Consider the following 20,779-nt stretch of genomic DNA (forward strand, 5'->3'; position numbering starts at 1 on the left):
TTGCAACAATCTTCTTCATGATGCGGACGCCTTCTCAAGCAAATCTCTCAACTCAGCCATCTGAAAATTATCCACCATCTCCTTCAGCCCCAAGGCGATCTCAGGAGCCTGACCGGCAATACGTGAGATGATTTCAAGAGCGGCCTCTCTGTCCAGGGTCAGTGTCGCCTGTTCAAGTTCTTTCAGCAGTTCAGGGGTAACATCCGCCAGCATGGCCGCAATTTCTGTTCGAGAGAACTGCTCCGGTCCCGACGTGCTTTCCTGCTCATAGAGATAGTCGATCTCCAGGAACCGGCCCATCATCTCAAAGATCTCATGCTCCATAAAGGGCTTGTAAACCACCTCGTCACAGCCCGCAGCGATGATATCAGGGCGCTGCTCTATAAATGCACTGGCGGTGATGGCAACAATCTTAACCGCTTCGCCACCAGGCAAAGAGCGTATCGTTTTTGTGGCCTCATATCCATCCATCACCGGCATGCGCATGTCCATCCAGATAAAATCCGGCGACTCCTTCTTAAAAAGAGCCACTGCTTCCTTACCGTTTCTCGCTTCAACGACGAAAAATCCTATGTATTCCAAAGCGGTTTTTAGTAACAACAGGTTTTCCCGGTTGTCGTCTGCAATAAGGATCCGCCAGGTTTTCTGCGGCCGGGCCAGCCCAATGACCCTCGATTTATTGGTATCGGGGGGATTTACCTCAATTGCTTCTGCTCTTATAGCTGGCAGCCGTAACCGGAACGCAGAACCTTTGCCCTCCTCACTTTGCACTTCTATGCTGCCACCCATAAACTCAGCATATCGTTTGCTGATGGACAGTCCAAGGCCCGTACCATGACGCTCCGGCACATCGCGATTCTGCAGGAAAGGCTCAAAAATCGCTTCCTGTCTTGCCGGATCAATCCCCATACCACTATCCTCTACCTCAATGACGATGTCACATTGGTCTGATAGCCCCGGTGCCGGTCTGGTAAAACCACGGATCGTTACCCCGCCCTCATCGGTGAACTTGATAGCATTGTTCAAAAGGTTAATGAGGATCTGGCGCAGCTTGCCCGCATCGGCCTTTAGATGGGGAGTATTTATCGACTCGGTTTCCATGACCAGAAATATCGCTTTTGCCATCGCTCGCGGTCGAATCATTAAAGCGATTTCCTCAATTAAGGCAATCAGGTCAAAAGGCTCCTGCTTTAACTCGATTCTTTCCGCCTCTATCTTGGAAAAATCCAGGATATCATCAATCATATTCAATAAATGTCGGCCGCTGCGATTGATGATGGAGAGTTTTTCTTTCTGCTCAGGGACAAGATTTTCTCCCCGGCTGAGCAGGCTGGAGAAGCCGAGCACAGCATTCAAAGGGGTTCGCAGCTCATGCGACATGTTGGCCAGGAAAATGGATTTTGCCCGGTTCGCTGATTCGGCCATTTCCTTGGCCTTTTCCAATTGCTCAACCAGAAGAAGTTTTTCCTCGCTTTCGCGAAGATCATCTTCAACCTTTTTTCGGTCGCTGATGTCCTGGACAACCGCGACAAACCAGTCCGGTTGCCCGGCAGGATCACGCACCAGAGATACCGTCAGATCGACCCAGACCAGCTCTCCTGTCTTGCGCACATAGCGTTTTTCCATTGAATAGGTTTTTATCTCACCATTGAGAAGACGATTCACCTGCTCTACATCTGCATCCAGGTCATCGGAATAGGTGATGCCCTGGAAGGTTAATTCCAACATTTCTGCCCTGCTATAACCAGCGATGTCACAAAATCTGTCGTTGAGGCGGAGGAAGCGGCCTTCAGTGGAGATATGAGCGATCCCCACGGCTGCCTGATCGAAGGTGGCCCGGAAACGTGCTTCGCTTTTCCTCAGCGCCTGCTCGGCCTTCTTGCTTTCGGAGATGTCGACCACCACTGCCACAAAGTAGTCAACCTCGCCATCGGGGGTCCGTACACATCCTGCGTCGAGATGGACCCATATGACCGTGCCATCCTTGCGGATAAATCGTTTGACCAAGGAATAGGAGTCGGTTTGTCCGGCGAGAGCACGGTCAAATTCCACAAGGGAAGCGGCAAGATCATCCGGATGTGTCAATTCAGCCCATGTCAAGTAGCGGAATTCATCCCGATCATAGCCCAATATGGAACAAAACCGGTCGTTTATTTCGATCCATCCTTTACTCGGCGAGGTGATGGCTATACCCTGAAACGGCAGATTAAAATAACTGCGGAACCGGGCCTCACTGTTTCTCAGCGTCTTCTCAGCTTCCTTCTGCTCGGTGATATCCAATGTAACCCCTCGCAGTCCAGCGATCCGCCCCTCACTGTCTCTAAAGGTTTCTCCCCGAACCGAGAAGATCCTCGCACCGTATGGCGGAGTAGTTGTCATCTCCACATGATAATCCCCTCCATCTTTCAGGGCGCGATCTACAAGTTTGTTCAACTCGGCCAAACTTTCAGGCGTGTACCAAGAAGCTTGCTCCGTATGCGTTGGCACCGGATCTTCCGGGTTCAGTCCCATCATCCTGCACAAATTCTCGGACCACTTGTTCTCATCGGAGACCAAGTCCCATTGCCAGCTGCCGAGTTTTGCAACTCTCTGGGCTTCGTTCAGCGACGTTTCCCGCTCCCGCAATTGCCTCTCCACTTCTATACGTTCTGTAATGTCCTGGGCCATCCCGATTACATACCGGATAGTGCCGTCCTCATTCCGGACCACGGAACCTGTGAGCAGGGCGCTGACGATCCTGCCGTCTTTGGTGACATACCGCTTTTCTATCTCATATTTGTCGCGTTTGTTTTCAAGGATTTCCTGAAACAGAGAGAGGTCCTTGTCGATATCATCGGGGTGAGTGAATTCGGAGAAAGTCATCCGGGAAAGTTCCTCACCGGAATAGCCAAGAAAATTTTGAAGAGCCGAGTTGCTTTTGAGGAGATGTCCGTCAGGGCTGACCAGCGCAGCACCGATCCCGGAATATTCGAATAGAATATAAAAGACCCGCTCATTCTCCTTTAATGCTTCTTCCGCTTCTATCTTCTTGGTGATGTCCTGGGCAACCGCGACAAACCACTCCGGTTGCCCGGCTTCATCACGCACCAGGGAGACGGTCAGGTTGACCCAGACCAGATCGCCTTCCTTGCGCACATAGCGCTTTTCCATTGAATAGGTTTTTATCTCACCGTTGAGAAGACGATTCACCTGCTCTAAATCTGAATCCAGGTCATCAGGATAGGTGATGTCCTGGCAGGTTAATTCCAGCATTTCTGCCCTGCCATAACCAACGATGTCACAATACCTGTCGTTGAGGCGGAGAAAGCGGCCTTCATTGGAGACATGAGCGATACCCACGGCTGCCTGATCGAAGGTGGCCCGGAAACGCTCCTCACCCTTTCTCAGCGTCTCCTCCGCCAGCTTACGATCCGTGATGTCCTGAAGCGTCCCGTAGAACCGGACCGGCTCGCCGGCAGCGTCGCATTCAACCTTGCCTGTTCCATAAATATAACAGATATCGCCATTGGGCCTGACCACGCGGTATTCATAGGGGGGACCGCCCCGGTTTTTGAGCCATGCCGCAGTTGTTTTATCATGATATTCACGATCCTCAGGATGAATCAATTCCCTCAAACTCTCATACGTTAACGAAATATCAGGATCAACTCCGTAGATCTTGTAAACCTGAGGTGACCAGTCAATGCGATTCTCGGAAATGTCCCACTGCCATGAGCCGACTCTGGCCATTTCTTGGGCATCGAGGAGTTGCTCCTCACTCTCCTTGAGGGCTTTTTCTGCCAATTTACGTTCTGTAATGTCTCTGAACAAAGCAGTAAGGCTAAACGGAACGCCCTGATCGCGAAAAATGGTTATGTTGATCTCAACCGGAAAAGTTTGACCGTTTGAGTTTCTCGCAGTCGACTCTGTAATAAGTGAAGCCTTGTTTTCCTGGATACCTTTATTAATTAATTTACGAATGGTGCTATATTCCTTATCGCTGGCATAGATCCACTCCGATGTTTTTCCAATGCACCCATCCAGATTTTGTCCCAGGACATTATAGGAATCCCGGGCCCACTGTATGGTTAGTTCCGGAAGCTTGAGTGAAAGCACGGCATCGGGAATAGAATTAATCAGGTGCTCGAGGTAATCACGGTTTTTCTGCAGATCATTTTCAAACTTTTCACGTTCGGTGATTTCGTGGGCAACAATGACAGCCTGCCTCTTTTCTCCTTCAGGAGCAGCGATTGGATAGATACTCGTTTCAAACACCAGCTCAGGATCGTACCGATCCACGAAATGTACGGGTTTTCCCTCGGCAAGTGTTTGTTTGAACATGTTTTTTCTTTTTTCTGCAATCTCAGGCGCCCAGTTATCAAAGACGCAAGTCCCAATCATCTTCTCCCTTGCTCCCCCCAGCCTCCCGGCCTTTGAGTCGTTCGCGTCAAGAATGATGCCGTCCTCATCAAGAAGCTGTGTCAAATCAACGTTGGCGTTGAGCAGTGTTCTCGCCAGTTTTTCACTACGAATCAGTTCGTTATTTGCGAGTTCCAGTTCCACTGTGCGTTTTCGCCCCTGCCGCCGGAGCATCCTGTTCCAAACAAAGACGATAAGGATGAACGCCCCCGCTAAAACCAATAATTGCCCAATCAGCATGTAGTCGGTCTCGGTCTTGTCTGTGGTCAGCCAACGATTCTTGATGGCGTTATGTTCAGCCGGGTTCGTTGTGGCCAGACCTTTGCTGATGATTGAGGCACGTTGAGACCAGTCCTTGCGCCCCCCCATATCATTGTGATTGCTGCCAAGAGGGGTCGGGGCTGCGACTTTCAGGTTGTCAAGATGGTGCTCCCGCAAAAGCCAGGTACTATTGGACAGGTTGCCGATGTAGGCGTCAGCCTGTGCCGTGGCGCCCCCCCCGAAGCCGATCAGGAAGATGATAGTTCCAAGTAGAGAAATGATTATCGCTCTGGTATACATTTTCATATTCACCTGATTATCGACGGAAGACATTGAATTATTTTGGTTATCCAGGGCAAGAAGCGCCGTGTCCCGTTCGGTCGGCTTCACCACTTATCTTCTTGCATGGTAGCTGATTCGGCCATCTTGAGATTTGTTTTTTCTTATCGGCGGTTTAAGCAACTCCACCAAACTCCTTCTTTCAAGGAAGTTGAGGTACAATAAGCTCAATATCGTGGTTATTGAGATTGCCAATATAGCTTTGAATTTCATGAATGATAAAAGAAGATAAACGCACAACCTGTCCCAGATTTGAGTGAGGACAGCATTTACAGAAATACCAGGATTAGTCTTGATTTTCAGGCCTTACTTTATCCATTAGGATAAATTGCTCACTCTGCCAAGGTTCTCTATACAGATCGGCTCTCCTACTGAATACTCACGACTCATGAAATTTTTTTTCCAGCTTCTCCTGTAAATCACCAATGACTGTTGAGTCCGTCTCGTCTTCTCAATGATTTCAAAACGTCGGGAGCAGCCATGATCAGAGAAACCCTGTCTTAAAATACCCCAGTTCGGAGAGGAGGTCAAAAGATAGAGAATCATCCCTGCGTAATCATCCTGAATAATGCATAAATTGAGATATACTGCGAGATGAGGTGCGCCTCGATTCGTATTACTGAAGGCTATGAATAAAGGGTAGTAACAAAGGAAAATGGAACATAACGACCGTCCTGAGGATGTAATAGCCGCTTTTGTTGGAGATAAGGAGTATCAACTTGCTGCTGTTATGACCCTCCCATTGGCTCAATATTGACTTTTGAGGCAAGACGTACCAACTCTGGGACAGATGAAACTTTTGTCTTCTGCATTACTCGGCTTCGATGGACTTTGATGGTTTTTTCACTTGTACCAAGTTCATAAGCGATCTGTTTATTGAGCATACCGGTAATGACCCAACGCATAACTTCCTTCTCTCGGGGAGTCAAAGAATCAATCAAGACGTTGATTTCCGCTCTCTCTTGCTCTTCCTCCATCTCATACCTGCTGCGCACCAATGCCTGTATCATCGCATCCCGGAGATCTTCAGGGTCAAAGGGCTTCGGCAGAAAATCGACCGCCCCTTCTTTCATTGCCTCAACACTCATCGGAATGTCGCCATGGCCACTCATAAAAACCACCGGGAGTTCGAATCGCTGTTGCTTCAGGATTTTCTGCAACTCGAGTCCGTCCATATCCGGTAACCGCACGTCTAACAAAATACAACCTGGACGCTCAAGCGTTGTCTGTAGAAGGAAGTCTGAAGCTGCTTCAAAAGCGACCGTCTTATAACCATACATCTGGAGCAAACGTACCATGCTCTTTCTAAATGAATCGTTGTCTTCGACAATGTATATTGTTCCTTTAGGCGTATTCATGCTGTTACTCTCCAGAGAAAACTTTCAAAGTGAACTGAAATGTCGTGCCGGTACCACCATTGCTTTCTATCCAGATTTTTCCTCCATGTTCTTCGATGATAGACCGGCAAAGACGCAGCCCTATCCCTATGCCATCACGTTTTGTGGTGTAGAAAGGATCGAATACTTGTTCGGCTGAACCTTTTTCGATTCCGGTGCCGGTATCACTGATACTGATTTTCACCATATCTCCAGAATACAGTGTTTTAAATGTCAGTACTTTTTGGGGGCTATCGCTCATAGCTTCCATGGCATTGGTGATAAGGTTTATCAGAACCTGCTGCAGACGAACTTCGTCCCCTTTCACAGGGACCAACCTTTCATCTTTTTCTGTGACAACAGAGATATGGTGCAGGTTGGACGAATTTTCGTACAAGGCGATCACGCTATCTATTAAATTGTTGATATCAATAGGGATAAATACAGACTCACCCTTTTGCATCACCCCCCGAATCTTGCGGATGATCTGACCGGCACGCTGCGCATCGCCAACAATATCTTCGAGGATTTCCCCTAGATTTCCTTTCCCTTCCACAGAATTGGAATTCAGTATCTTGGCCACGCTGGCATTATTTATGATCGCACCCAGAGGCTGGTTAATCTCATGAGCAAAAGATGCGGCAAGTTCGTTCATAGTCATGATACGATTGAGATGGGCCATCTCGAGGTTCAGATTAATTGTTTCAGCCTGGGCCTCCTTGAGCCTCGCTTCACTGTCTCGATAGGCCATTTCGACGGTCTTGAGTTCCGTAACATCCTGAAGCGTACCCTTGAGCCCCGCCAAAGCTCCTTTTTCGTCATGCTTACGCATTCCGACCCCATAGATATAACGCAACGATCCATCTAGACGAACAATGCGATAGCTAAACGATGGACCTGTTTTCCCAGCAAGCAAATCAGCTGCCAGCTGTTCATGTTGTTTCCTATCGCCTGGATGAATTCTATCCAGCAGGTATTCAAAGGTCAGAGGCGTACCTAGTTCAATATCATACAATTGGTACATCACATCCGACCAGATAAGCTGATCCGTAGCCGTTTCCCATTCCCAATACCCCAGACGGGCAATCTGCTGTGCAGCGAGCAGTCTTTCCTCGTTCTTCTTAATCTCCTGCTCCATGCGCTTACGTTCAGAGATGTCCTGGAATGTTCCCTTCAGCTTTACGGTCTTTCCATCAACCACTTTCGGTTGACATACTGTTCGTGTCCACAAAAGTTCACCTTGAGCGGTAATGAAACGAATTTCCATATCATAGGGCTCACCATAATCGAGTGATCGCTGAACAGCTTGCCTCATTCTTTCCCTGTCGTCTGGATGAAAAAAATTTAGCGCCTCCTCCAAAATAATCTTGTATCCCAAAGAAACTCCGTGGATACGATAGGTTTCATTGGTCCAGGTTACCTCCATGGTCTCCGCGTCCAATTCCCATCCACCCACTTTGGCCATGCGACCGGTGGCATCGAGGAGTTCTTTGCTTTTTTTCAGGGACTCCTGGTTTTTCCTCCATTCAGTTATGTCGCGTGCAACAGCTATGATTATGCCTTCTTCCTGTTGAGGGTGGGCGACCCAGCTCAACCACCGATAGGTACCATCTCTGCATCGATACCGGTTATCGAAATTGATGACATTGGAGCCCATTTGCAGTTTCTGCTCAACAACTGCTCGTGTTGCTTCAACATCCTCTGGGTGAATAAAATGGAGAAACGATTTATCCAATAGCTCTTCCTCGGGGTACCCGAGGATTTTCTCAAATGCTGGATTTACCCTGAGGAATGTTGAAGAATCCAAATCGGAGATAGAAAGCATATCCAAAGACATGGAAAAAATTTGCGACAAATCCCTTTCCGCCCTTTTACGATCAGTGATGTCAGTAAAAAGCCCATCTGCATATTGGACACCATCTTTCTCATAACAGAACATGGACCTGTCGTGCAGCCACATCCAGTGCCCGTCTTTGTGTCTGATCCGGTACTCAGTATCGAACCGCTCCCCACCCTGGAACAGGTGAACGTATTTTTCGATGACACGATCCGCGTCATCCTGGTGGATACGACCAAGCCATGCATCCGGATTCGCCAGAATCTCATCACTGCTGAAGCCAAATACCTTTTGGATATTATCGCTGATGTAGATGGTATTCCCGGCCAAATCACTCGTCCATGTAACATCGGGAATATTTTCAATCAGCCGGCGGAACTTTTCCTCGCTTTCATTCAGTGCAATTTCCGCTTTTATACGGTCGGTTATATCCTGTGCCATCATCAGGAGTATTTTATCATCACCTGCAGGTCCTGAAATCGGGAAAAGGGTAGTTTCGAAATATTTATCAGCCCGGCCAAGGTAGTCTTCAAACCGCACCGGCTCTTCTTTATCCAATGCCCTCCTGATCCAGGACATTCTCAACCCGGCTTCTTTTTCGGCAAAACGGTCAAAGATACAGGTTCCTATTAACGCCTCTCTAGTAGTCGTACCCGCCAATGCCAGAAAACTGTCATTGCAGTCAATGATAGTGCCCTCCTCATCAAACAGCAGTGCCACATCATGGGTTGCAGATAAGAGCGTACCGAAGAGCCTCTCACTTCTTTGAAGATTGGTTTGTGATTGCCTCAGTTCAGTGATGTCAAAGGTAATACCACCGACGAGAGACGTTGTACCTTTTCGGTCTTGCACAACTCGTCCCTTGGTATTCACCCACGTGATCCGTTTATCTGAAAAGACAATACGATATTTAATATCAATAGACTCCCTGTATTCGATTGCCCTTTGGATGGACTGTTGCAGCGGTTCCAGATCATCCGGGTGAACAGATTGAAAAAACTCCTCTAAATTGGCAGAAAGCAATGCCTTAATGTCGCGTGATTTATGACCTGGAGCAATAGCCCAGCACACATCCTTAACGGGATCGGCCTCCCATAGCATGATATCGGCGGCTTCGATAGCATTCATCATTCGATTTTGTACTTCTCGCAGGGATTGCTCGGTCTTTATCCGTCGGTTCCGGTTTACCAGTAAAAGAATGATTATAGATGATTGTGCCAATAGGAAAATAATAGTAAAGATAACCTTCCACGGGTATTCATTGAAATGTTTACTTGGCTCGTTTGGTATTATGTTTCTGCCTTGAATGGTTTGCCGGGTTAGTAAACCTTTCTCTTTATTGTCATCAATTAACAGTGCTAAAATTCGTTCACCCACTTTTCTTCCCTGCAGATATCCGGAAAGAATACTTCTCCCCATTACTCCCATGTCAGGCTGAGGACTCCGCAGACTATAATCTGGAACCGGAGAACGATCGTCGGCCAATATCTGACTTTCCCGTATAGAAAAAAAAACTCTAGTTTGATCTCTGATATAACGCAGAAGCACGTCTGCAAATGTCTGATTGGCAACGAAAGCGATAATCGCATCTAATGTTTCGTTGTCATATTTATAACGGCGCATATCTTCCATCTGGAAGTAGCCGTCAATGCCGCGCATTTTGGTATCCAGGTATTCGATGAAAAGCTTTATGTTCCGGCCCATCAGGTCAGACGCAATCCCTCTGTTCACATAATCAAACCATGAATATCCAGGATGATACGAGTTGCTGAATAATGTTTCCTCATTTTTACCCTTACCTGTCGAACTTTGCGCAATTGGAATATTATTGGTGCAATGTAGCTTAGCATGCATCTGACTTCGGTAAACGCTTATGGCAACCGTTATTATGGTTGCGGTTGCCATAAGGCACCAGAAGACGACCATTTTTCTGATCTTTTTGTTTATATTCATATTGTTAGAGCTACAGCTAGAACCGGGCTGACTTTACATACAAATCAGGAAAATCACGCATTGCTGACCCAAACGTTCAAAATAGCACTCCAATTCTTGAGCATAAATGCTTCCATTGGCTAATAGTGGAAGCCACATCTTAGCTGTTGGCATAGAAGGGTTGTACTTCTAAAGTCTTACCTCAAGAGCATGAACTTCATAGGCAAGATCCCGAAGTAAGACATCTGCTACAGCCTGGTAAGATTTACTGGAGTACTACGTTGAATCCCCTATTCAACGACAATCTTGATAAAACTTTTTTATGCAATAGTTCTTGAATCATATGAAGAACCACACATCATTTTATCGCCTATCTGAAATCAGATAAACCACCTGTTATCACAACATATTGTTCATTTGATTATTATTTCTGACATTCGCTCTCCAAGGTGAACGAAAAGATCTGTATCCGGTTTCAAGAAAGACATCTCCCTCTTTGTCCCGGTTTTTTTTATCAACGCGCCGGGAATGCGCTAGGAACCGTTTACTTAGGAGTCTGGGGTGTTGTGATCTCCACAAAGGCTTTTGATACTGATAAATGCGGCCCCTATCTTTAACGGATTTGCCCTCCTAGTGCCGACGAAGACTCTTGCCCTGGCAGGTTCGATACGACATAGCGATTCATATATCCAACATTGTTTTATTACTCCAGCATTACATCCGCCATCGCTTGGTTATGTATCCACTAGATAAACTTGCTTGCACAAGACAACATTTATAGGTTGTAAAGGACATTTAAATTGTGTCATTTTTTTATATCTGTTTTCTTCAAATATGTATATTAGACCTTTGGTCAATATGGAAAACTCTCAAAATCCATTAGCTGTTTTTAGGGGGAAATGGGGGGGGAACAGATGTCTTTGCAATACCTGCGTCAGTGCAATATGAGTTTCGTTAGCGTTAATATTTCTAAACTCTGTTTCAACCAATATCTATCCATCTATTTCATATAAGAGGCTCAAGTAATACAATAAGTGCAACATACTGAAGTTTGAAGTGGGAGTGAGTTGGGGATATGTTCTCAGCTCCTACACTTAACCCCGGTCTGTCATCAAAAATCACAACAAGCACTACAGCAACTCACAGAGCAGGAGATTCAAGACGGGGTATTCGTACTCAACCCAACACCAAGAAAAGTATTGAAGGGCTTCACGCCCCTGGAAGCGTTTACAGATCGACGTGTTGCACTTATTACTTAATTCCAGTACCGAATATAGACCAATAACATTATATAATCGGTCTATTACAATAATTCTTATTTAAAGGTTACAGGTTATCAAGTTTCTGAGATTCATACTTTCCAGGCTCCGGGGCATTTAAATTGGCGAGCAGTTTCTTGACTTCCGTGACCTCTTTCTCCAGCTTACGCAATTTTTTCATCGCTTCCGGCAGCTTTTGCAACGCAGCTTTTTCCTTGAGATCCCGTTTCAGTGGTTTGGCAGGTACTCCCCAGTACTGCCCGGGTTTGGTAATATTTTTGGAAACACCGCCCTTTGCACCTACGACAACATTGTCACCAATTTTTATATGCCCGACAACACCAACCTTTCCTGCAAGGATAACATTTTTGCCAATTTCAGTACTGCCAGAAATTCCCACCTGGGCAACGATAATGCTGTTCTCACCTATTATTACGTTATGCGCAATTTGGACAAGATTGTCGATAATTGTACCTTTTTTTATAATAGTTTTATCAAAACGAGCTCTATCGATCGAGACATTGGAGCCAATCTCAACATCTTCTTCGATAAGCACAGTACCTAATTGTGGAATCTTTCGGTGTTTGCCATCTACAGTTACAAAGCCGAATCCGTCAGCCCCGATGACCGTGCCGGAATGAATGATCACCCGATCACCAATCTCACAACGATCACGTATGGTAACATTAGGATAAATAAGCACATCGTCACCAATAATGGTGTCGTGCCCGATATATGCCCCGCCATAGATAATTGCGTTATCACCGATAACGACGTTTTCTTCAATTATTGCACAGGCACCTATTGCAACATTTTTCCCAAGCCTGGCACTATCAGCTATCACAGCCCTGTTATGAATTCCGTTTGGATGTCTAAACAGGCCTGGATTCAGATTTTCCATAATCACCGAAAAAGCATAGGAGGGATCCTTTGTCTTGATGAGAGTTTTTTCTGAATCGATATCAAAATCATTGGGCACCAGCACAATTGGTGCTTGGGTTCGTTGAAACAAAGGCAGATATTTTATGCTTGTACAGAAAGTAATCTGGTCGGAAGTGGCATTTTTGATATCAGCACCTCCCGATATTGTCGTCGCTGGGTCGCCGACAATAACGCCTTCAACAAACTCCGCTATTTCTTTTGCATTCATATCATGAGTTAATTAGGTATATTTGATAAACAACTATTATTTCGGTGCAATAATGCGATCTACCCATTTAAAAATGCACCGTGCTGCCATTATTAAAATCAAAAAGCTCGTATATTAATTACGTCAAAGTTGCTAAGAAGCAAAGTAAACAAAACCAGACAGAACCTCATTACCATTAGAATACCTTTTAGCAATCACCCCTTGGTGGAGAGAGCTTTAACCGCCCTGCTCAGTTCTGAAATTGCTGCATCGAGTCGGCCGTTGATTTTCCTGGCATCCTCTTTTGCCTCTACGGCAACAGACCGAACAGCATTCAAACCATTACGGTTCAGATCCATGTTCATGGCAGTTTGTATGTCCTTGAGCTTCTGGATGAAAGGATCAAACACGCGGTCGGCGGCTTCCATTTCTTTCTTTACATTGGCAAACATCTCTTCGACACTTCTACGACGCTGTTGAGCCGTCTGGCGTAACGTTTTATTGTCGATGGTTGCCATCTGGGATTCCCACCGTTTGAGATAATCAGCTTTTCGGGAAGCCATGGTTTTTATCCGCTTCCTTGTACGTTTCTCCTGTGATTCCAGTTCATCAAGCGATTTGATATAGGTTTTGAACTGCTTCTTGAGATTACCCTTATTGGTAAACATGTTATCTAAAGCCTTAACTGTTGCATTTACCCGCTCCCTTACGACAATGGCCTCTTGTTCAACATCCTGGATGCTGTCAGCTGCCTCTGAACCCTCCTTATAATTTTTCCCCCCACATCCAGCAATGAACATCACCGCCACTATCAGAATTACTCTCAGTATCAATACCTCACGGGTCTTCATATATGCCTCCTGTCGTTTCCTTGTTGCATCTGATGATCATGTACCTGTTGAGCAACAAACATTTTGGCATTCCTATTTGCCACGTTCATATTCTTAATCAGCTATGTTCAATACTCTTTCATAGAGTGTTGAATAATTGATTGAGATATTTCTACCCCTAGCTGACCTAAAGCTTTGCTCTGAGCAGCAACGAGTCCGCCATAGTCAGGCACACCAATATTTTCATGAATAGTGATTCGGTTCATATCAACAATTGATTTATCCCTGTCTCTTAAGATTACCCAGCTTGCGACCAATGTAACTTTATCATCTGGGTCTCCATCAAAACGAACTATCTCCAGTAGCACTTGGCAGTCAATTGGAATAAATGATCGCCAGGGATGAATTACAACCTTACTTGTGCCTAAGATAGAGCTGATGTTTTCTGATAAGACATTAGCTATATTATTCTGGAGAGAACCTGACCACTGATCAAATTCAGCTAGATTGATGGCATTATCATCAATTCTTGTTACAATCCTTGACTGAGCAAGATAATCAGCAATCTTTATTGGTCCTATGCCAATTATGAGACTACTTGTATTACTATTATTTACCTGAAGCGATTTATACTCATCAACAACAGGGCTTAGTGTGTAAAATCGTGGTGGTTTTGTTCGCATCGTGCAACCGCTAAATAATGTGACAATTACTAGAGTTGCCAATGCCAAAGTAAAATAATTTTTAGTCAACATGATATCTCCTCAATAGCTTCCTTTGCCTCTAATCAGAGCTTCAGGGTGTTGTTCCAGATAATCTGCCAATTGCCTGATTGAATCCGTCATATTGGAAATGTTAACAAGTGTTTCTTCCAACTGAATGACAACAGGGGCATCTTCTGATACAACTCCGTTGATCCCAGTTAAGCTTTCATTTACGTTGTCAGCTATACTACCAACTTGCTCATTTACGTTCTGAGCCAACATATCAAAATGTTCCAGCATTAACCTTGTGTCATCTGAGAGTGGTTGGACCTGACGATTTACGTTGTCAACTAACATTTTGGTATCGCTTAGAGTACTTTCAAATCCATCAATAACTTTATCAATCCGCTGATCAAGTTTGGTGACAAGCTGCTGAGATGCATCAGCCGTTTCCCTCATAGATTTCAAGCCATCGGATATGTCTGGATTATTAACTAGCTTATCTATCCCGACCATAGCCCTTTTAAGGTGTTCAGCTAAACCGATGAAATCAATTTTCTGCAGTGTTTTGTACAATTTCTCAGTTGTTGACGGTATCGTTGGAATTTCAGGGTACTGAGAACTGATTCTTTTCATGTTCACTGGCGAATCCGGGTAATACTCAAGCTCAATCATGAGTTGACCTGTTATAAGGCTCTGCATGTTCAGCACAGCCCGTAATCCTTGTTCGACGAGCTTCGCTATCGTTTCTTCTGATGTTCTCTGAGAATATGTTTTCTCGTCAACATGTAGACTGTCTACAACATGAAATTTTTCAGCATCAACCTCTATAATGACTGGAATATTCACGGTTAAATCCTGAGGATTTGCGTTAATTACAATGCTGGAGACCTTACCAATTCGTACTCCCTTGAACAGTACGGGTGCACCGACGCTAAGTCCGTTTATTGAACTGTCGAAATAAAGGACAAAATTAGTCGTCTTCTGAAAGAGCTTGCCTGATCCTAAAACAACAATGCTCGCAGCGAGTAAAAAAAACGCGATAACCACAAATCCGCCGATCATCATCGTATTAGCTTGCTTTGCCATTCTACCTCCTTATTACCTCTTCAACGTTTCGCCACGGGTTAAAAACATATGTAGCGTTGGGTCTTGAGTTTCTTTCAATAAATCGTTGGGATTACCTGTCGCCGTCATGGTACGTTTTGATACATCGAGAAAAACTGAATTGCTTCCTATCGCAAAAATGCTGGCAAGCTCATGTGTGACTACGATCATGGTTGTACCCAGACTATCACGCAACTCGATTATCATATCATCAAGCCGACGGGCACTGACCGGATCAAGTCCTGCTGACGGTTCATCGAAGAACAAAATTTCCGGATCCAAAGCCATTGCTCGAGCAATACCGGCTCGTTTCTGCATACCTCCACTTATTTCAGATGGGTAAAAATCTTTGAAACCAGCCAAACCGACTAACTCAAGTTTAAACTCAACAACATCTGAAATCTCAGCCTCACCTAGTGACGTATAGATTTGTAGTGGTAATGCAATATTTTCACCCAGTGTCATTGAACTCCACAAGGCACCGCTTTGATACATGACTCCAGCTCTACGAATAATGATCTCTCGAGTTTGGCTATCCGCTCCCCAGAAATCAGTGTCATCATAGTACACATAACCTTTGCCAGGACGTTTAAGACCAATGAGGATCGTCATCATTGTACTCTTCCCACAGCCACTGCCACCCATGATAATGAAAATATCTCCATGATATATTTCAAAATTCAGATCACGCATCAGGATAAAATCATCGTATGCCATAGTAAGATCTTTGACAGTTATGTGCGCTTTTCGTCTGACCATGTCTTAAATACCTAATATATTACATATAATTGTAATAATTGCCGTCGTGATGATTATCCCGACTATAGCTGTCACAACAGCAGAAGTCGCTGCCTCACCTACTGCTGATGCACTCCGCCCGCACTCCATCCCTCTCATGCAACCTGACAGTGCAACAATCACCCCAAAGAGCAACCCGCTGAAAAGACCTATACCCAGATCCCAAAATCTTACTGCTGTAATAGTTTCACTGACATATTGTGTAAGTCCTATATCAAGCATAAAAACACCAACAACCATTCCTCCAAAGATCCCCATGATATTTGCATAAAGACACAGAAGTGGCATCATGATCGCGAGTGCCAGCATCCTAGGCAAAACGAGAAATTCCATAGGTGAGATCCCCATAGTACGTAAAGCGTCAATCTCTTGATTCACCTGCATGGTACCCAACTGGGCAGCGAAGGCCCCACCGGTCCTGCCAGCCATGACAATACCGGTCATAATAGCCGCCATTAATCGTACCATCGCTATCCCGACCAAATCCGCAACGTATATCTGGGCGCCAAACAACTCGAGTTGAATTGCCCCGACAAAAGCCAGAATAAGACCCACTAGAAAACTTATCAGTGAGACAATGGGAAGAGCTTGACCACCGCACGTTTCCAGCATCAGAAAGAAATCCGTACGCCGAAAGGTCGCCTTTCCCTTCATGAATTTCATAAGTGCTAACGATACGGAACCAATAAAAGCAAAAAGTCTCCCGGTGGACTGATAAAGTTCAAGAGTCTCTTCCCCAACAATACGTATGAAAGAACGTGAGTTCTCTGCTGTTCGAGCATCTTTTTTCTCAGGAACAGCTGCAGCGAGAGCCAAGAGCTTTTGAGCTCCTTTGGGCAAACCGCTTATATCAATTGTTATTGAGTTATCTTCTGTAAATTTCTGGAGTCGTTTGATGAATGTAAGTAAGCCAGTATCCCATCCTGTTATACTTTTTGATTCAAATACGATTTTCCTGGCATCAGTAGACATGAGTTTTTCATGTACTTCTGCAGTAGAAGGTAGGTCATGACCCAGAGTCCAGTCACCGTAAAGATCTAACAACAGGACAGTATCATCACATTGTGCACAAATTATTTTTGCCGGATTTTCCATATCTCGCATATCAGATTTCACTTGGCTTAGTATAATTTGAATTATCAGGTATTATTGCGGTTAAAATCCTCATCCAAATAGAATGAAAAATGAATTTCCTTTTCATTCCTTAATAAAGTTAAGTCTATCTTTTCACCAATTTCACCCTCTAAAATACTTCTAACTTTCCATAAATCTTTTCCTGTAACTGAATTCCCATTAATTGAAATAATAACATCATTACGCTGTATGCTTACTCGGGCGGCTGGACCTCTATTATCTAACCAAGCTATTAGTAACTTATCATTATCTTTTATTAGATAAACTCCACTTTTATCGATACTGTCTGGAGAGTTAAATTTCTTTCCCTTTTTCAAGAAAACCTTTTCGCCAGAAAAATCAATAGCAACTTCGTTTCGTTTTAACAATCCAAGTCCTATTGAATTCTCAACGGATTCTCCCATCAGCAAATCACGATATATTAATTTACCTATTTTTATCTCCTTTACCCGAACTAATCTTTGTCCGGACAATTTATTATTATTGACATTTGCACCAAAAAACACATCGCTGATTTCACCACTTTCAATCAAACTATCAATTGTTGTTTTTGTAAGTCTTCCCGAGAGAACATCTAATGTGTTAATAAGAAATGGAATTTTTTTATTACCAATGGCCACTTCCACAACAGGAAGTTTATTTTCATTCTTAACTATTTCAATCTTTGAAAAATCATTTTTATTTACAAAAGTGTTGATATCTTCATTGATAGCAAATTGCCCTTTATCAAAATTTATATAAACCGAATAATCTCTTAAAGCAGAAACACCCAATGTTCCTTGCACATTTTTACCAAGGTATTTTGCGTAAAAGAATAAATGTGCAGCTATAATAGGTTGTTTAGAACGTAACTTATATGCTCCAAGTTTATAATCAAGAGGTTCAACATGTTCTTCTCCAGAAGAAATAATTGTAAGATCTTGGCTGCGAGAATCAGCTAATGTTTTTAATTTAAAGTGTAACGATGCATCCAAAAAATTGAATGCCTGACTAGAATCTAGCAATATATCATATTGTTTATCTTGAATAACAAGTGGCAATAATACTCCATGTTGTGGGTCATCAATATTTAATAGTAATTGTGATTGAGCACTCAAGTTATTGCAAGAAAACAATATACAAAATAACGTCAATCCAACTATCCTTTTAATTAAATTAATACAATACATATCGTTATCCATTTTACTATACCTATTTATTTAAATGAGTAAATATATGTTTTGCAAACATTACTACCCATCTTAATGACTGATTAATTTCAATCATCTATTGGCTGAAAAAGTACTACATATTTAACAAACCATATATCCTTAATTTTTTATAAGTATTATCTCTCAACATGCTCCATTTTGATAATTTAAAATTTACGATACTAAACTTTATATTCAAGTTGTAACAATTTTGATATTATCAGCACTACGAATATGAATGTCTCTTTGGGGAAAAGCTATTTCAATATTTTCTTCAGCAAATCTATCATTTATTTCTTTGCGTATATCACTTGCCAACCTAAAACGTTCTAGTGCATCATTCGTCCAAACTCGAAGTTCAAAATCCAATGAACTTTCCCCGAACTCTGCAAATATAACTTCAGGAGCCGGTTTACTTGATACAAGTTCATGTGTCTGTCCACTCTTTATTAATGTATTAATTACCATTGAAACGTCCGATCCATAAGCTACTCCTACTCGAATGGAAACACGAACCAGGTGCTTTCCTAAAGTCCAGTTAGTCACCGCTTGCGATATCAGATCAGAATTGGGAATGATCACATCTGCTTGTTCATAGGTCTGAACATTGGTGGCACGGAGCCCTATATTTTTTATTTCAACCCACCTTTCGCCCAATTCAATACAGTCGCCGACCCGGACAGGTCGTTCAAAAAGCAGTACCAGGCCGCTAATAAAATTATTGACGAGTCCCTGCAGGCCAAAACCAATACCTACTCCAAGGGCGCTCAAAATGATGGTAATCTTTGTAAAATCAAGGCCAAACATTGTAAGTGTCAGAATAAGACCAACCAAGACGATGAAATACTGGATAAGATGGGCAATCGATATGCGCACCCCGCGTTCCAAATTAGCCCCAACAATCTTTTCATCAAGGAGTACTTTTGGTATTATCCAGGAGAGAATAAACGCACCGTACAGGGTCCCAATCACAGTCAACAGTAGTCCGACACTGATTTTTTCAGAACCTATATTAAAGCCAAATCCTAGCACTTCTTTTGTTGCTTCAGTCGCACTTCCATAAACCCCCCAAGCGGTGAGCAGAATTGGGAGCAGAGCGAACCAGATGATAAGAGCCTCAACCAAATATCCAGAGCGGCGGGTAAGAAGTTCAGCTTCACTTCGCAGTTGTTTTATATTCCATACAAATGAAGAAAAGAATATCCACCGCAGGCCTCCACGAATCATGTACATGAAGAGATAAAAGGCAAGAATAATGGCTAGTGTCACCAAGGTGGAGTTAAACAGGTAAGAAGCCAGACCTTCTTTACCCAGCAATTGTGCAAATATAATAACTCCGAGCAAAAGGTATCCAAGACGCAGGCCCCAGGTATACAATACTGATTCTGGCTGATTGGCGGTCCCCACTGGCCGACAATTCAAAAAATAAATAGCCAGGAGAGAAACCAGAAGTATATACAACCGAGATAAAGGCAGGGGTAAACTGATTGCATTCATAAGTTGCGATACAACGTAGAGGGCAATCACCCCAAGTATCGCTCGCCTTTGCCATGATTCCTCAATCAGTAACATCAAGATACGAACAAAGGCGATGCCGCCAATAAATCCTGAAAACAAGCGCACCATCATCGGAACGTTTTGATTTTCCGGAATAAGCAACTGTGTGAGGATAACAACGAAAAGACCGGTTGCAAAAGGCCGTCTCGCAAGAAACCGCCAACGTTCGGAAACACTCAAATCCTCTCGATTCCTGTAAATCGAAAAAAGGACTCCAAGGAAAAGAAGAAACTGAGCAATAAAGGTCCAGCTATGCTGGACAACATAAAGCCGGTCCGGCAAAGACAGGGTTTTCGCGTTTTCCAGTACTTTTTGCCACAAATTACCGCGAAACTGACTAATGTACTCGTAAGAATACATAGGGGGGGATGCGGTAAGCAGGTAGTCACGACGCCCTGCCGTGATAAGGCTGTTGATTTCGACATCTAAGACAGCCATTTTTGTCATGACTGATTTGTTCCTGGCCTGAAGTTCCAACGTCTTATCGAGCTTCTGTGATATGAGCTTCAGGGCCGTATCGATTATTTCACGGGCACTGCTTAATGCAACTTTTAGAGGGGGGGAATCTTGTTCTATGAGCAGACTCGACTCCCAAGCCAGCCATTTATTTTTCTCGACAAGCCACTCTGCTTTCCAATCTGCAAGGCGATTAATTTTGCGGGCCAACGGGTTTTTTACATCTCCAAACAATGCCTGAACATCCCGAAGTTCCTGGCTAAGATCCACCAACTTTGGCAATCTGCTGGTAGTCGAATCTTTTACCGTCTGCAGCCGAGCATCTATACTATCAACTTTCACCTTGGATGCAGCATAATCCTTTTCGGCCGGGGCAACATTTAACACCTGTTGTAAATCATACTCAAGCTGCGCCAGGCTTCCGGTCAGATCTCCGGCCAAGGGAATAATGTCTGCCAGGTCTGGTAAAGGC

The 20,779-nt window shown here is 44.0% G+C and carries 11 protein-coding genes; all 11 read right to left on the minus strand.

The annotated features are described in order from the left end of the window. Positions 1 to 15: 15 nt before the first annotated feature. The 11 genes from GA520_RS16890 to GA520_RS16940 all read right to left on the minus strand — a co-directional run bounded on the left by GA520_RS16890 (position 16) and on the right by GA520_RS16940 (position 20,748). Positions 16 to 5,049: a PAS domain S-box protein gene (locus GA520_RS16890; protein ID WP_163338477.1), complete on the minus strand. Its 5,034-nt coding sequence runs from the start codon at positions 5,047 to 5,049 to the stop codon at positions 16 to 18. 677 nt (positions 5,050 to 5,726) lie between these two features. Then, positions 5,727 to 6,356 carry a response regulator transcription factor gene (locus GA520_RS16895; protein ID WP_163338476.1) on the minus strand — a complete coding sequence of 210 codons (630 nt, stop codon included), beginning with the start codon at positions 6,354 to 6,356 and terminating at the stop codon, positions 5,727 to 5,729. 4 nt (positions 6,357 to 6,360) lie between these two features. Continuing rightward, positions 6,361 to 10,164 (minus strand): PAS domain-containing protein, encoded by a 3,804-nt coding sequence (locus tag GA520_RS16900; protein ID WP_163338475.1) that lies wholly within the window; start codon positions 10,162 to 10,164, stop codon positions 6,361 to 6,363. Between the two features lie 1,305 nt (positions 10,165 to 11,469). Continuing rightward, positions 11,470 to 12,552, minus strand: a complete 1,083-nt coding sequence (gene lpxD, locus GA520_RS16905) for a UDP-3-O-(3-hydroxymyristoyl)glucosamine N-acyltransferase (protein ID WP_163341251.1) — start codon at positions 12,550 to 12,552, stop codon at positions 11,470 to 11,472. Positions 12,553 to 12,746: 194 nt separating this feature from the next. Further along, a complete protein-coding gene (locus GA520_RS16910; RefSeq protein ID WP_163337603.1) occupies positions 12,747 to 13,382 on the minus strand; it encodes a DUF2959 family protein in 636 nt (211 codons plus the stop codon). 107 nt (positions 13,383 to 13,489) lie between these two features. Beyond that, positions 13,490 to 14,116 carry a membrane integrity-associated transporter subunit PqiC gene (locus GA520_RS16915; protein ID WP_163337604.1) on the minus strand — a complete coding sequence of 209 codons (627 nt, stop codon included), beginning with the start codon at positions 14,114 to 14,116 and terminating at the stop codon, positions 13,490 to 13,492. A gap of 9 nt (positions 14,117 to 14,125) precedes the next feature. Beyond that, entirely contained in the window at positions 14,126 to 15,154 is a 1,029-nt protein-coding gene (locus tag GA520_RS16920; RefSeq protein ID WP_163337605.1) for an MlaD family protein, read from the minus strand. A gap of 12 nt (positions 15,155 to 15,166) precedes the next feature. Further along, a complete protein-coding gene (locus tag GA520_RS16925; RefSeq protein ID WP_163337606.1) occupies positions 15,167 to 15,931 on the minus strand; it encodes an ATP-binding cassette domain-containing protein in 765 nt (254 codons plus the stop codon). 3 nt (positions 15,932 to 15,934) lie between these two features. Next, positions 15,935 to 17,074, minus strand: a complete 1,140-nt coding sequence (locus tag GA520_RS16930) for an ABC transporter permease (RefSeq protein ID WP_205749248.1) — start codon at positions 17,072 to 17,074, stop codon at positions 15,935 to 15,937. Positions 17,075 to 17,109: 35 nt separating this feature from the next. After that, complete coding sequence (locus tag GA520_RS16935; RefSeq protein ID WP_163337607.1) at positions 17,110 to 18,285, minus strand: PDZ domain-containing protein; 1,176 nt, start codon at positions 18,283 to 18,285, stop codon at positions 17,110 to 17,112. A gap of 204 nt (positions 18,286 to 18,489) precedes the next feature. Next, entirely contained in the window at positions 18,490 to 20,748 is a 2,259-nt protein-coding gene (locus tag GA520_RS16940; protein WP_205749249.1) for a mechanosensitive ion channel family protein, read from the minus strand. Between the last annotated feature and the right edge of the window lie 31 nt (positions 20,749 to 20,779).

Source organism: Desulfopila sp. IMCC35008 (assembly GCF_010646885.2).
GTDB lineage: Bacteria > Desulfobacterota > Desulfobulbia > Desulfobulbales > Desulfocapsaceae > Desulfopila.

Excerpts from the sequence above, each read along its gene's own strand:
- GA520_RS16895 (WP_163338476.1), bottom strand. The coding sequence starts at position 6,356 with ATGAATACGCCTAAAGGAACAATATACATTGTCGAAGACAACGATTCA.
- GA520_RS16900 (WP_163338475.1), bottom strand. The coding sequence starts at position 10,164 with ATGAATATAAACAAAAAGATCAGAAAAATGGTCGTCTTCTGGTGCCTT.
- lpxD (WP_163341251.1), bottom strand. The coding sequence starts at position 12,552 with ATGAATGCAAAAGAAATAGCGGAGTTTGTTGAAGGCGTTATTGTCGGC.
- GA520_RS16910 (WP_163337603.1), bottom strand. The coding sequence starts at position 13,382 with ATGAAGACCCGTGAGGTATTGATACTGAGAGTAATTCTGATAGTGGCG.
- GA520_RS16915 (WP_163337604.1), bottom strand. The coding sequence starts at position 14,116 with ATGTTGACTAAAAATTATTTTACTTTGGCATTGGCAACTCTAGTAATT.
- GA520_RS16920 (WP_163337605.1), bottom strand. The coding sequence starts at position 15,154 with ATGGCAAAGCAAGCTAATACGATGATGATCGGCGGATTTGTGGTTATC.
- GA520_RS16925 (WP_163337606.1), bottom strand. The coding sequence starts at position 15,931 with ATGGTCAGACGAAAAGCGCACATAACTGTCAAAGATCTTACTATGGCA.
- GA520_RS16930 (WP_205749248.1), bottom strand. The coding sequence starts at position 17,074 with ATGCGAGATATGGAAAATCCGGCAAAAATAATTTGTGCACAATGTGAT.
- GA520_RS16935 (WP_163337607.1), bottom strand. The coding sequence starts at position 18,285 with ATGGATAACGATATGTATTGTATTAATTTAATTAAAAGGATAGTTGGA.